At 71.5% G+C, this 13,959-nt stretch carries 9 protein-coding genes; 6 read left to right on the top strand and 3 right to left on the bottom strand.

From position 1 onward, the window contains the following. Positions 1-2 precede the first annotated feature (2 nt). Entirely contained in the window at positions 3-1,346 is a 1,344-nt protein-coding gene (aroA, locus tag BW982_RS05345; RefSeq protein WP_076490989.1) for a 3-phosphoshikimate 1-carboxyvinyltransferase, read from the bottom strand. A gap of 101 nt (positions 1,347-1,447) precedes the next feature. Here aroA and BW982_RS05340 point away from each other — a divergent pair, with 101 nt between their 5' ends. Genes BW982_RS05340 through BW982_RS05320 form a run of 5 tightly spaced genes read left to right on the top strand, consistent with a single transcriptional unit; the run spans position 1,448 to position 7,490 of the window. Beyond that, positions 1,448-2,041, top strand: a complete 594-nt coding sequence (locus tag BW982_RS05340) for a sigma-70 family RNA polymerase sigma factor (RefSeq protein WP_076490988.1) — start codon at positions 1,448-1,450, stop codon at positions 2,039-2,041. Continuing rightward, a complete protein-coding gene (locus BW982_RS05335) occupies positions 2,038-2,280 on the top strand; it encodes a zf-HC2 domain-containing protein (RefSeq protein WP_076490987.1) in 243 nt (80 codons plus the stop codon). Before BW982_RS05340 ends, BW982_RS05335 begins: the two co-directional genes overlap by 4 nt. A 48-nt stretch (positions 2,281-2,328) precedes the next feature. Then, the gene (locus BW982_RS05330) at positions 2,329-3,627 is read left to right on the top strand and encodes a GNAT family N-acetyltransferase (protein ID WP_076490986.1); all 1,299 of its coding nucleotides are present in this window, start codon (positions 2,329-2,331) and stop codon (positions 3,625-3,627) included. Between the two features lie 36 nt (positions 3,628-3,663). Then, complete coding sequence (locus BW982_RS05325) at positions 3,664-6,192, top strand: bifunctional lysylphosphatidylglycerol flippase/synthetase MprF (protein WP_076490985.1); 2,529 nt, start codon at positions 3,664-3,666, stop codon at positions 6,190-6,192. After that, a complete protein-coding gene (locus BW982_RS05320; protein ID WP_076490984.1) occupies positions 6,189-7,490 on the top strand; it encodes an alpha/beta hydrolase in 1,302 nt (433 codons plus the stop codon). Before BW982_RS05325 ends, BW982_RS05320 begins: the two co-directional genes overlap by 4 nt. Positions 7,491-7,556: 66 nt before the next feature. Here BW982_RS05320 and BW982_RS05315 read toward each other — a convergent pair whose 3' ends face one another. Next, positions 7,557-11,255: a multifunctional oxoglutarate decarboxylase/oxoglutarate dehydrogenase thiamine pyrophosphate-binding subunit/dihydrolipoyllysine-residue succinyltransferase subunit gene (locus BW982_RS05315; RefSeq protein ID WP_083696515.1), complete on the bottom strand. Its 3,699-nt coding sequence runs from the start codon at positions 11,253-11,255 to the stop codon at positions 7,557-7,559. A gap of 140 nt (positions 11,256-11,395) precedes the next feature. Between BW982_RS05315 and BW982_RS05310 the strand changes: the two genes are divergently transcribed. Further along, the gene (locus BW982_RS05310) at positions 11,396-12,850 is read left to right on the top strand and encodes a GMP reductase (RefSeq protein ID WP_076490982.1); all 1,455 of its coding nucleotides are present in this window, start codon (positions 11,396-11,398) and stop codon (positions 12,848-12,850) included. On the opposite strand, the gene BW982_RS05305 is transcribed toward BW982_RS05310, so the two are convergent. Beyond that, on the bottom strand, positions 12,840-13,814 hold the full coding sequence (locus BW982_RS05305; protein WP_076490981.1) for a glycoside hydrolase family 76 protein: 975 nt from the start codon (positions 13,812-13,814) through the stop codon (positions 12,840-12,842). The genes BW982_RS05310 and BW982_RS05305 overlap by 11 nt on opposite strands. Positions 13,815-13,959: the final 145 nt, after the last annotated feature.

Here is a 13,959-nt window from a genome sequence, read left to right as displayed (position 1 = left end):
CGTCAGTCCGTGGCATCCGGATCCAGCATCGTCGTCCACAGCGCCGCGAACTGCGGCAGGGTCTTCGCGGTCGTGCCGATGTCGTCGATGACGACGCCGGGGACACGCAGACCGATCAGGGCGCCGGTCGTGGCCATGCGGTGGTCGTGGTGCGCCTTCCACTCGCCGCCGCGGAGCGGAGCCGGGACGATGCGGATGCCGTCGTCCAGCTCGTGCGCCTCGCCGCCGAGACTGCGGAGGTTGCCGACCAGGGCCGCGATGCGGTCGGTCTCGTGCCCGCGGATGTGCCCGATGCCGTGCAGCGTGGTCGGACCGTCGGCGAACGCCGCGAGGCCGAAGATCGTCGGGGCCAGTTCGCCCGCGGCCGACAGGTCGAGCTCGGCGCCCAGGATGCCGTCGCCCGCCGTCACGGTGAGCGTGCCGCCGCGGCGGCTCACGCGCGCACCCATCTCGCCGAGGATCTCGGGGAGCAGCGCGCCGGGCTGCGTGCTGTGGGCCGGCCACCCCGTCACCGACACGGATCCGCCGGTGACGACGGCCGCCGCCAGGAAGGGTGCCGCGTTGGACAGGTCGGGCTCGATCGCGACGTCCTTCGCGCGGATCGGACCCGCCGGAACGATCCATTCGCCGACCGCGGGGCGTTCGACGTGCACGCCGCGATGGGCGAGGGCCTCGACCGTCATGTCGATGTGCGGCACGCTCGGCAACCGAGACCCGACGTGGCGGAGGTGCAGTCCGACGTCGAAACGGGGGGCGGCCAGGAGCAGTCCGGAGACGAACTGGCTGGACTGGCTGGCATCGATCTCGACCTCTCCGCCGCGCACGTGTCCGTGCCCGCGGACGGTGAACGGGAGCGTCCAGCTGCCGCCGTCGTCGATGTCGACGCCCACCTCGCGCAGGGCGGAGATCATGGCGCCCATGGGGCGGTGCAGCGCGCTCTCGTGGGCCGTGACGAGCACGTCGCCGCGGGCCAGCCCGGCGACCGGCGTCACGAACCGCATGACGGTGCCGGCCTGCCCGCAGTCGACGGTGGCGGCGCCGGCGAACGACGACGGCGGGATCACCCGCAGGTCGGGGCCGAACGGCGATCCCTCGTCGATCTCCTCGATGTGCACGCCGAGCGTGCGCAGCGCGTCGATCATGCGCGCGGAGTCGTCGGAGTGCAGCGGGGCGTGCAGCACACCGGGGCCGTCGGCCAGGGCGGCGAGGACCAGTTCGCGGTTGGTGAGGGACTTCGACCCGGGCACGGTGACCGTGGCATCCACCGCGGTGTCCGCCACGGGCGCAGCCCAGGCGCCGCGCGGCGCGGCGGTCGGGGAAAGGGGGGAATACCCGTGGTCGCTCATCGGTTCCTACCCTACTGAAAGGGGGACGACACGTGACCGCACTTCTCCAGCGTCCGGCGCTGCGATGGCCCGAACATACGCTCGACGTAGACTTGCCACCGATGGATGACACGGCAGATGCGACGGAGCCTCGCGCGCAGTTCGAAGAGCAGGCGCTGCCCTTCATGGACCAGCTCTATGCGGCGGCCATGCGCATGACGCGCAACCCGGCCGACGCGGCCGACCTCGTGCAGGAGACCTTCGTCAAGGCCTTCGGATCGTGGTCGACCTTCACGCAGGGCACGAACCTGAAGGCCTGGCTGTATCGCATCCTGACGAACACGTACATCAACACGTACCGCAAGAAGCAGCGCGAGCCGTACCAGAGCGCCATCGACGACCTCGAGGACTGGCAGCTCGGCGGCGCCGAGTCGACCACGGCCACGAGCGCCCGCTCGGCCGAGGCCGAAGCGATCGACCACATGCCCGCGTCCGTCGTGAAGGACGCGTTGCAGTCGATCCCCGAGGATTTCCGGATGGCGGTGTACCTCGCCGACGTCGAGGGCTTCGCCTACCAGGAGATCGCCGACATCATGAAGACACCGATCGGCACGGTCATGAGCCGTCTGCACCGCGGCAGGCGGCTGCTGCGTGACCTGCTGTCGGACTACGCGAAGGAGCGCGGCATCCAGGCCGCGACGGGAGTGAAGAAATGAGCGACTGCGGCTGCGAGAAGGCACGGCGCGACCTGGAGGAGTACCTCCGGAACGAAGTGTGCAAGACCGAGCAGAACGACATCCGCGAGCACCTCGAGAACTGCCCCGGATGCCAGGACGAGGCGCTCGTGGCACGCACCCTCACCGAGGTCGTGGCGAGGGCGTGCAAGGAGACCGCTCCCGACGAATTGCGCGACCAGGTGCTCGCACGGCTGCGCGCCGTGCAGGCCACCCACTGATCCCGCGTCGTCCGGCGCCGGAGCGCGGGCGTCCGTAGGCTGGTGTCCATGGCCCCATCGCAGACCTCGACCCTTCCCCTGGACACCGAATCCTCGGCTGCGCTGGCCCGGACCGGGCTCGAGTACGCCCTCGTCGACCCCGACGGAGACGGGTTCCCGTCGTTCCTGTCCTCGGTGGCGCGCGGATTCCTCGGTGAGGAGCCGACGCCCGAGCAGGTCGAGAGTTCGCGCTCGGCTCTGCGGGCCCGCCGGCTCACCGGGGTGTTCGACCGCGCGGGAGACCAGCCCGACGTCCCCGTCGCGACCGTGGACTCGTGGGTCAGCGAGCTGACGGTGTCGCCCGAGCGCACCCTCCCGATCTGGTCGATCAGCGCCGTGACCGTCGCCCCCACCCACCGTCGGCGCGGAATCGCGACCGCGATGCTCACGGGTGAACTGCGCACGGCCGCCGCGGCCGGCTACGCGCTCGCCGGACTCACCGTCACCGAGGCGACGATCTACGGTCGCTGGGGGTTCTCGCCGGCCGCGTGGGCGTCCGACGTCGTGGTCGACACGCGTCGCGCGCGCTGGACGGGTCCCGTCGCCCCGGGCCGCCTCGACTTCGTCCCCCGGGAGAGCCTGCCCGAGCGGATCACCGCGGTGCACGAGCGGATGCGTGTGCGCCGGCCGGGCGCCGTCCCCGGGTGGGAGGGCCGCTGGCGCGGAATCGCCGGGCTCACCCCCGAGGCGCCGGACGCCAAGAAGGTCCGCGCCGTGGCGTACCGCGACCCCGCGGGGGTGGAGCGCGGCATCCTGGTCTACACGATCGCCGAACGCGAGGAATTCACGGCGCACGAACTGCAGATCCGGGCGCTCTTCGCCGACGGAGACGACGCGCTCGCCGCCCTGTGGCGATTCGCCCTCGAGCACGACCTCGTCGGGCGGGTGACCGCCGAGCTGCAGCCGGCCGTGCCCCCGGTCCAGTGGATGGTCTCCGACCGGCGCGCGGTCACCGCGACGCTCACCGACCACCACTGGCTGCGGGTTCTGGACGTGCCGGGGGCTCTGGCATCCCGTCGCTATTCCGGCCCCCTCGACCTCGTCTTCGGAGTGAGCGACCCGCTCGGGTTCGCCGGGGGCGCCTGGCGGGTCCGCATCGACGGGTCGGGACAGGCCGTCGTGGACCGCGTCGACGCCGAGCCGGACGTGCGGATGCCCGTGGGTTCGCTGGCGTCGCTCCTCCTCGGGGGAGTGCGCGCGACCGAGCTCGCCACGGCCGGGCTCGTGCACGGCGCGGCCGCGCACCTCGGTGCCGTCGACGGGGCGTTCGCGCCGGCCGCGGCGCCGCTCCTGGACATCTGGTACTGAGTGTCGTCCACAGAGTCGCCGAGTAGCATCCCGCCGATGTCCGACGCAGCGCCCCCCTCCGTACCCGCCGCCCCGCGGCGTGCGCGACGTGCCCGGGAGCGGGTCGGCGCGCTGTCGCGCGCGGCCCGTCGCTTCGTCGCGACGCATCCGGTCTCGGTCGCTCTGATGGTCGTCATCCTCTCGACGGCGGCGCTGACCGGCACCCTCTGGGGCGAGGATGCCTCGATCTGGGGCGCAGGCCCCCTCGCGACGTTCGCGGCGGGCCGGTGGTGGACGCTGCTCACCGCTCTCGTGATCCCCGACTCCACGATCGACGCGGTCGTCTCGGCCTCCCTCGCGATCTCGGTGCTCGCCTACGCGGAGCGCCTGCTCGGGTCGCGGCGGACCGCGCTACTCCTGGGCGTCCTCGGGCTGGCGGGTCTGTTGACGGGCATCGGCTTCCACGCCGCCGCCTGGGCCGTGACCGACCTGCGTCCGGTCGTGGCCGCCGAGGTGCCCGTCCTGGATCCGACCACGCCGATCGCCGGCGTCGTCCTGGCGGCGACGGCCTTCGCGCCGACGCTCTGGCGACGGCGCGTGCGCCTCGTCGGCTTCGCGGTCCTCGCGCTGTTCGCGCTCTACGCCGGCGACGCCGACTCGTGGTACCGCCTGAGCGCCGCGGTCATCGGTCTCGGGGTCGGCGAAGTGCTCGCCCGAGGACGGGAGCGCCGCGCGTGGCACCGCAGTTCCACGCGGGAGACGCGGACCCTGCTCGCGCTCGTCGTCGCCGTCGTCGGGAGCGGGCCACTGGTCGCCCTCATCAGCGGCGGGGGGCGCGGCCCGCTCTCGCTCGTCGTCGACGCCTACACGCAGTACGACGACGAGCTGCTGGCGCGGTGCGCGCGGGTGTCGTCGTCGGTGTGCGACGAGCAGCTCGCCCTGCTGATGACGCGGGGACTCGGGCCGGCACTCCTGGCCGTGACCCCTCTCGTGCTGATGCTGGTGGCCGCGTGGGGACTGCGTCTCGGACGCCGTTCCGCCCTCTTCCTCGCGGTGTTCACGTTGGTGGCGACCGCCGTCATCCCCGTGATCTCGCTGCTCGACGGGCGGCTGCTCATCGATCCGTGGGTCGACGGCAGCGGCGCCGAGTACGTGCTGTGGGCGGTGGCGACGGTGGTCATCCCCCTCGCGCTCGCCGTGGTCCTCGTCACCGCGCGCGGCCGTTTCTCGGTACGGGCGACGCCGCGCGCAGCCCGCACCGTCGGCGCGGTGATCGGCGTCGCCTTCGTCGCCTGCGCGACCACGTTCTTCGCGATCGAGGCGCTGGGGCGTCGCTCCTTCGACCGTGACCCCTCGGTCGGGGATCTCGTGCTCCTCACTCTCCGACGGTTCCTGCCGCCGGCGTACACGAACCCGGCGGGGGTGGCGACCTTCCCCCACCACGGGCCGGCGCTGTTCGCCTACCAGTGGGTGGGCGTGCTGTTCTGGGCCGTGGTGATCGCCGCGATCCTCTGGCTGTTCCGCCGGGTGCAGCGCCCCGACGCCGGTGACGCCCGCCTCTATCGCGAGCTGCTGCGCCGGGGCGGCGACACCCTCGGATTCCTCGGCACGTGGGCCGGTAACCGGCACTGGTACTCCGACGACCGCGACTGCGCCGTGGCGTACCGGCTGGTGGGCGACGTCGCGCTCGCGGTGGCGGACCCCCTCGCGCCCGAGGGGCGTCGGCCCGAGACGCTGCGGGCCTTCTCGGACTATTGCGTGGAGCACGGGTGGATTCCGGCCTTCTACAGCGTCCACGAGGACACCGCCGCCGATCTGGAAGCCCTCGGGTGGCGTCATGTCCCGGTCGGGGTGGAGACCGTGATGGATCTCGCCGGCCTGTCCTTCGCGGGGAAGGCCTGGCAGAAGGTGCGACAGCCGCTGACACGCGCCGAGCGCGAGGGGTACACCGCGGTCTGGACCCGATGGCGTGAGCTGACCGTCGTCCAGGCCTCTCAGGTGGTCGCGATCGACGAGGAATGGGTCGCCGACCGTGCCCTCCCCGAGATGGGCTTCACGCTGGGTTCGCTCGACGAACTGCGCGACCGCGACGTCCGCCTGCTCCTCGCGGTGGGTCCGGACGGCCGCATCGAGGCGGTCACGAGCTGGATGCCGAGCTGGACCGACGGCGCGGTCACCGGGTGGACGCTGGACTTCATGCGTCGCCGGACCGACGGCCCCAACGGCATGATGGAGTTCCTCATCGCCAAGGCGGCGCTGCAGCTGCAGGAGGATGGGGCGTCGGTGCTCAGCTTGTCCGGTGCTCCGCTGGCCGAAGCTCCGGACGCGGCGGCGGACGGTGACCCGTCGGCTCTGCGGGCGCTGCTGCGATGGCTCGCGGAGGTGCTCGAACCCGCGTACGGATTCGCGTCACTGTTCCGGTTCAAGGGCAAGTTCCGCCCGCGCTACCGGGAACTCGCACTGGCGTACCGCGACCCGCTGCACCTCCCGGCGATCGGGGCGGCGGTAGGACGCGCCTACCTTCCCGATGCGTCGCGCCGGGAGATCGTGGCCCTGGCCCGATCGGCCTGGGGAGGTCGTCGATGAACCGCTTCTTCCTGGCGTTCGAGCTCATCGATTCGCCGCTGCTGCTCATCAGTGCCCTGATCGCCGCGGTCGGTGTCGTCGCGGTCCTGCTCTGGCCCCCGCGCCATCTCCTCCGGGCTCTTCTCATCGGCGTCTCGGCGGGGCTGGTCACCTACATCGTGGTCCACATCCTCGAAGGCGGCGACGTCTTCCAGGGGCCGCTCCCCGTGCACGCGGCCACATGGGCCTCCGCCGGCGTAGCCGCGGCGGCCGTGGGCGTCGTGGGGATCTGCAGCCGTCCCTGGGGGCGGCGCATCGTCGGCGTCATCACCGTGCTCGCGTCGCTGTTCGCCGCCGCGCTGGGAGTGAACGCGTCCTACGGCGTGACGCACAACCTCGCCGCGATCCTGGGCGTGCAGGCGCTCGATCCCGCGACCCTTCCGCAGCAGGATGCCACGGCCGGTGACCCGGCCACCCTCTACCAGACCTGGCAGCCGCCGGCCGACATGCCCGCGAAGGGGACGGTGAGCGCCCTCACCGGCAGCACCAAGATCCCCACGGGACAGTACGCCGCACGGGACGCCTCTCTGTACCTTCCGCCGGCCGCGCAGGTCGCGAACCCGCCGGCGCTGCCCCTCCTCGTGTTCATGATGGGTCAGCCCGGTTCGCCGGACCCGACGGCGCTGGCCAAGGCCCTCGACACCTTCGCGGCCTCGAACAGGGGCCTCGCGCCCATCGCGATCGTCGTCGACCAGCTCACCGCCCCCGACCGCGACCCCACGTGCGTGGACTCGGCCAAGTACGGCGCCGTCGCCACCTACATCAACCAACTCGTGCCGCAGTGGGCAGAGAAGAACCTCAACATCGTCACCGACCACCGGTACTGGGTCATCGGGGGCTTCTCCAACGGCGGGTCCTGCGCAGCCATGTACGGCGCGAAGTATCCCGGAACCTGGGGGCAGATGCTCGACGTGATGGGCAACGAGTTCCCGGGGTCAGAACACGTCGCCCAGACCGTGGCGGACGTGTACGCCGGCGATGCCGCCGCCTTCCAGGCGAACAAGCCGTCGGTCATCATGGGCGCCGCCGCCCCGGACACCTACGCCGGGCACACCGCGATCTTCACCTGGGGGAGCCTCGACACCACGTACGGACCCGGCCAGCTCGCGAACTCCCAAGCAGCTCAGGCGGCGGGATTCACCGTCCTGACCCACATCGTCGATGGAGCGGGTCACACCGGAGAGGCGCTCGACAAGAGCCTTGCCTTCGCGATCCCGGCGCTCGCTCCGGTCCTCGGCCTCGCCGCACCGGCATCCTGAACCTCCCCGACGCACAACGCAGAAGGGGCCCGATCGATCGACCGGGCCCCTTCCGCGTGTCGGGGGTCAGCGCGCGAGCGCCGCCTTCATGATCTCGGCGTGCTCGTTCGCGTGGACCTTCGGCGAACCCGTCGCCGTCGAGGCCGCGGCAGCCCGGGAGATGACGCGGATGCCACGCCCGCCCAGCTGGTCGGCGACCTCGAGCGCGATGAAGGGCCAGGCGCCCTGGTTCTCGGGCTCGTCCTGCACCCACACCAGTTCGGCGTTGGGGTAGCTCTCCAGCACACGGTTCAGCTCTTCGACGGGAGCCGGGTAGTACTGCTCGAGACGCACCAGGGCGATCTCGGGGTTCGGGTTCTTGTCGAGCTCCGCCCGCAGATCCCAATGGATCTTGCCCGCGTGCAGGAGCACGCGCTTCACGGCGCTGCCGTCGAGGCCGCGGTCGTCGTCCAGCACCGGTTCGAACCGGCCCTCGAGGAAGTCCTCCACCGGGCTCGTGGCTCCGCGCAGGCGCAGCATGGCCTTCGGCGTGAAGACGATCAGCGGGCGGCGCGGGCGCTGGTAGGCCTGACGGCGCAGGAGGTGGAAGTACGACGCCGGGGTCGACGGTCGCGCCACGATCATGTTGTCCTGCGCGCACATCTGCAGGTAGCGCTCGATACGGGCCGACGAGTGGTCCGGACCCTGACCCTCGTAGCCGTGGGGGAGCAGCAGCACGACGCTCGACTGCTGCGCCCACTTCTGGTCGGCCGACGAGATGAACTCGTCGATGACCGACTGGGCGCCGTTCGCGAAGTCGCCGAACTGCGCCTCCCAGAGCACCAGCGCGTCGGCGCGCTCGACCGAGTAGCCGTACTCGAACGCCATCGCCGCGTACTCGCTGAGGAGCGAGTCGTAGATCCAGAAGCGGCCCTGGTTCTCGCTGAGGTTGGCCAGCGGCAGCCACTCCTGGCCGTTGTCACGGTCGTGCAGCACCGCGTGACGCTGCACGAACGTACCGCGACGCGAGTCCTGCCCGGCGAAACGGACCGGGGTGCCCTCCATCAGCACGGAGCCGAAGGCGAGCAGTTCGCCGAAGGCCCAGTCGATGTTGCCGTTGCGGCTCATGTCGAAACGCTTGTCGAGCAGCTGCTGCAGCTTGTTGTGCACGGTGAAGCCGTCGGGCTTGTTGACGAAGGCGTCGCCGATGTGGTGCACGACCTCGCGGGAGACGCCGGTGGTCTCGGGTGCGCCCACGACCGGCTCGTCGGAGGCGTCGGCCTGGACCACCGGCGTCGACCCCGTCTCGGCGGCGTGGGTGTCGGCGAAGGCGACCTCGAGGCGGTTCTGGAAGTCCTGCTTCGCCTGGTCGTACTCGTCTTCGGTGATGTCGCCGCGGCCGACGAGCGACTCGGTGTACAGGCGCCGCACCGAGCGCTTGGCCTCGATGAGGTTCGTCATCAGCGGCTGCGTCATCGAGGGGTCGTCGCCCTCGTTGTGACCGCGGCGGCGGTAGCAGACGAGGTCGATCACGATGTCGCGGTGGAACTCCTCGCGGTAGAGGAACGCCAGGTCGGCGGCGCGGACGACGGCCTCGGGGTCGTCGCCGTTGACGTGCAGGATCGGAGCCTGGATCGTCTTGGCGACGTCGGTGGCGTACACCGAGGTGCGCGCGTCGGTCGGAGTGGTGGTGAAGCCCACCTGGTTGTTGACCACGACGTGGATCGTGCCGCCGGTGCGGTAGCCGCGCAGCTGCGACATCTGCAGCGTCTCGACGACGACGCCCTGCCCCGCGAACGCGGCGTCGCCGTGCACGAGGATCGGGAGCCACGAGAACGTGCCGATGGGCTTGCGGTCCTGCTTGGCGCGGACGATGCCCTCGAGCACGCCGTCGACGGTCTCGAGGTGCGACGGGTTCGCGGCGAGGTACACCGGCAGCTCGTCGCCGGAGTCGCCGATGAACGTGCCCTCGGTGCCGAGGTGGTACTTCACGTCGCCCGAGCCGCGCTTGCTGCCGACGGCGACGGCGCCCTCGAACTCGCGGAACACCTGACCGTACGTCTTGCCCGCGATGTTGGTGAGCACGTTCAGGCGACCGCGGTGGGCCATACCGATCGCGGCGCCGTCCATACCCGCGGACGCGGCGCCCTGGAGGATCTGGTCCAGCAGAGGGATGAGCGACTCGCCGCCCTCGAGGCTGAAGCGCTTCTGCCCGACGTACTTGGTCTGCAGGAACGTCTCGAAGGCCTCGGCCTGGTTCAGCTTCGACAGAATGCGCAGCTGCTCGTCGTGGCCGGGCTTGGTGTACTTGACCTCGACGTTGCGCTGGAACCACTGGCGCTGGGTCGGGTCCTGGATGTGCATGTACTCGACGCCGAGCGTGCGGCAGTAGGAGTCGCGCAGCACGCCGAGGATGTCGCGGAGCTTCGCCACGCGCTTGGCGCCGAGGCCTCCGGTGACGAACTCGCGGTCCAGGTCCCAGAAGGTGAGCCCGTGCGATTCGATCTCGAGGTCGGGGTGCGTGCGCTGGACGTACTCGAGCGGGTCGATGTCGGCCATCAGGTGGCCGCGCACGCGGTACGAGTTGATGAGCTCCTGCACGCGGGCGCTCTTGTCGATGCGCTCGGAGAGGTCGACGCTGATGTCGGCGGCCCAGTGGATCGGCGCGTAGGGGATGCGCAGCGCCGCGAAGATGTCGTCGTAGAAGCCGCGCTGCCCGATGAGCAGCTCGTGGACCTTCTTCAGGAACTCGCCGGAACCGGCGCCCTGGATGACGCGGTGGTCGTAGGTGCTGGTGAGGGTGATCGTCTTGCCGATCGCGAGCTCGTTGAGCGTCTTCTCGCTCGCGCCCTGGAACTCGGCGGGATACTCCAGCGCACCGGCGCCGATGATGGCGCCCTGGCCGCGCATGAGGCGGGGGACCGAGTGCACGGTTCCGATGCCGCCGGGGTTCGTCAGCGAGATCGTCGTGCCCTGGAAGTCGCCCGGCGTGAGCTTGTTCGAACGCGCGCGGCGCACGAGGTCTTCGTAGGAGGCGAGGAATTCGCCGAACGACAGCGTGTCGGCGCGCTTGATGCTGGGAACGAGGAGCGCACGCGAGCCGTCGGGCTTGGGCATGTCGATCGCGATGCCGAGGTTGATGTGCGCGGGCGCCACGACCGAGGGCTTGCCGTCGATCTCGGCGTAGTAGACGTTCTGGCTCGGGAACTCCTTCAGCGCCTGGATGAGCGCCCACCCGATGAGGTGCGTGAAGCTGACCTTGCCGCCGCGCGTACGCGACATGTGATTGTTGATGACGATGCGGTTGTCGATCATCAGCTTCGCCGGGATCGTGCGCACGCTCGTCGCGGTGGGAACCGTGAGCGAGTCGTCCATGTTGCTCGCGAGCGCCTTCGGCATGCCCTTGAGGACGGTGACGCGGTCTTCCTCGGTGCTCTCGGCGTTCGCCGAGGGAACGGCGTTGGGGGCCTGCGCCGGAATCGGCTGCGGCTTGGCCGGCGTCGACGTGGTGCGGGCCACGGGCGCCTGACCGACCACCGGAATGGGTGCCGTCACGGGCTTCGGCTCCGTCGGCGCGGCCGGCGCGGAGGGGGAGGGGGAGGGCGGCGGGGCGGCCGCGGCGGATCCGTCGACGACCGGGTGGTACGCCTCCAGGATCGGCCACCAGGCCTTGTCTACGGAGTGCTTGTCGACTTTGAACTGTTCGTAGAGCTCGTCCACGAGCCACTCGTTCGCGCCGAACTCGCCCTCGCTCGAAGTACCGACGCCCGTCACCTGGCTCGACACAGTCGATCGCCTGCTTTCCTCGATGAAGATTCCTGTGGATGCACGCAGTCGTCCTCGTTGCGCACTCTCTCCAGCCTAGCCGAGGATCCTGGGCGCCCTCGGGGGTCTTGCCATTGATCGGATGTGGTGAGGTGGATGCCATGGAGTTCTCCGGCGCACAGCCCGATGTCGACCTGACCTACTCGGACGTCTTCCTGGTTCCGCGCCATTCCGAGGTCGGCAGCCGGCTCGGAGTGGACCTCGCGCCCGGTGACGGGAGCGGGGCGACCCTTCCGTTGGTGGCCTCGAACATGAACTCCGTCACCGGGCCGCGGCTCGCGGCGACGCTCGCGCGGCGCGGCGGTCTCGGTGTGCTGCCGCAGGACATGCCGCTGCCGCGCTTGGTGGAGGCCGTGGAGTGGGTCAAGGCGCAACCGGTCCGGTGGGACGCGGCCCTGGTGTTCCCGCCGTCCGCGACGGTGGCCGAGGCGCGCCTCGTGCTCCCCGCGGTTCCCGGGCGCGGCATCGTGGTGGCGGAGCAGCGCGAGGGCGGCGACGTGCCCCTCGACGGCTACCGCGGGATCGTCCCGGCTCCGCGCCTGGCGACGGCGCTCCCGGATGCCACCCTCGGCGACATCGCCCGCACCGACGCCCCGCTGGTCGAGGTCGAGCGCGTCGGCGACCCGCACGAGGTCTTCGCCCTCGTCGGTACGGCCGACATCGTCCCGGTCGTGGACGGCGATTGCATCGTCGGCACCCTCTCGGCACGCAGCTCCCTGCGCGACTCGGTCTACCGCCCGGGCGTCGATGCGGACGGTCGGCTCATCGTCGCCGCCGCCGTCGGGATCAACGGCGATGTCTCGGGCAAGGCCCGCGCACTCGCCGCGGCGGGGGTCGACGTCCTCGTCGTGGACACCGCCCACGGTCATCAGGAGCAGATGCTGCGGGCGCTCCGCGAGGTCGCGGCGCTCGACCTCGGGCTCCCGATCGCCGCGGGCAACATCGTGGCCGCCGAGGGCGTGCGCGATCTGACCGCGGCGGGAGCCACGATCCTGAAGGTCGGTGTGGGTCCCGGCGCCATGTGCACGACGCGCATGATGACCGCCGTCGGACGCCCCCAGTTCTCGGCCGTGCTCGAGACGGCCGAGGCCGCGCGCGCGGCCGGCGCCCACGTGTGGGCCGACGGCGGTGTGCGCTACCCGCGCGATGTCGCTCTGGCGCTCGCCGCGGGGGCGGCGTCGGTGATGATCGGCTCCTGGTTCGCCGGCACCATCGAGTCCCCGGGGCGGCTCCGCACCGACGAGGACGGGCGCATCTACAAGGAATCGTGGGGCATGGCCTCCACCAAGGCGGTGCAGGGCCGCTTCCAGGGGCTCGATGCCTTCGAACGCGCCCGCAAGGAGCTCTTCGCCGAGGGCATCTCGTCGTCGCGCATCTACCTCGACCCGCAGCGCCCCGGAGTCGAAGACCTGCTCGACATGATCACGTCCGGCGTGCGGTCGTCCTTCACCTACGCGGGAGCGGCGACGGTGGACCAGTTCCGCGAACGCGCCCGGGTCGGACTGCAGTCGGCCGCCGGCTACGAGGAGGGCAAGGCGCTGCCGGTCAGCTGGTGAGGCCCGCCGAGGCCGTGACGTCGGCCTCGAACGTGATCCACGCCCCCACCTGGACCGACAGGTCACGATCGTCCCCGGAGGGGAGCGCGGGCCGGCGCGGGTCGGCCGGGAAGAACCCGCCGCGCCGCATCTCCCACAGCGCGTCGGCGTTGCGACCGATCAGGCGGCGCGCGCGGTCGGCGTCCTCCCCGTCGAGCCGGGCCGCGGCGAGACCGAGGTAGCGGGCCAGGATGCCGGCGAACAGGCCGCCGTCTCCGCCGCCCGCGGCGGGGAACAGGCCGTCGTCGGGCGCGCACCAGCGCTCGACCGCGCGCACCACGGCGCCGGCGCGTTCCGGGTCGTCGAGCGCGAGGGCGGCCCCGATCGCGACACCTTGGTTGTAGGTCCACAGGTCGGGACGGACGACGCCGTGCTCGATGCCGTCGCGGACGAGCCCCGTCGCCGGATCGTCGAGGACCGCGGCGATCCACGCGGCCAGTCGGTCGGCGAGATCGCGGTGGCGGCTGGGGGCGAGCACGATCGCCGCCGGTCCGTTCGCAGGGGCGTTGAACAGATCGCTGCGCGTGCGCCAGGGGAGCGCCCCCACCGCGGGGTCGACGGCCCCGGCGAGCACTCGCGCGATGCGCGCGCGGGCGCGGCCGTGCGGGCGCGTCTCGGCCAGGGCGAGCCCCATCCACGCGATGTCGTCGTAGAACGGGGTGATCCAGGTCCCCGCGGTGCGCAGGGTGACCCCCCGGAGGAGGCCGGCGATCCGTCGACGCCGGGCGCTCGACGGGCGATGCCGCTCGGCCTCGGCCAGCACGTGGACGAGATGCGCATGCCACCAGTAGTGCCAGGTGCGGGCGCCGTCGCCGTCCGTCGCGGCGTGGGCCCACGCGACCGGGCCGTACCGGTGCACGTACGCGGCGATCACCGCGTCCTCGGCGGCCGCGGCGCGTTGCTGCGCCGGGAGGGTGGCATCCATCCCTCCATCCTGGAGGGTCGGAACGGATGCCGTCGGGCCGGTGCCCGTGGGTGCGCGAGGCCCTAGAATCGGGGGCACGATGGACGACCCTCCCAGTTGTAGACCCGAGCCCCGACGACCCTCTCCCGCGCCGAGCGGGGGTGAC

The sequence above is a fragment of the Microbacterium sp. RURRCA19A genome, from assembly GCF_900156455.1.
GTDB lineage: Bacteria > Actinomycetota > Actinomycetes > Actinomycetales > Microbacteriaceae > Microbacterium.
This window is presented reverse-complemented; position numbering and strand designations above follow the sequence as displayed.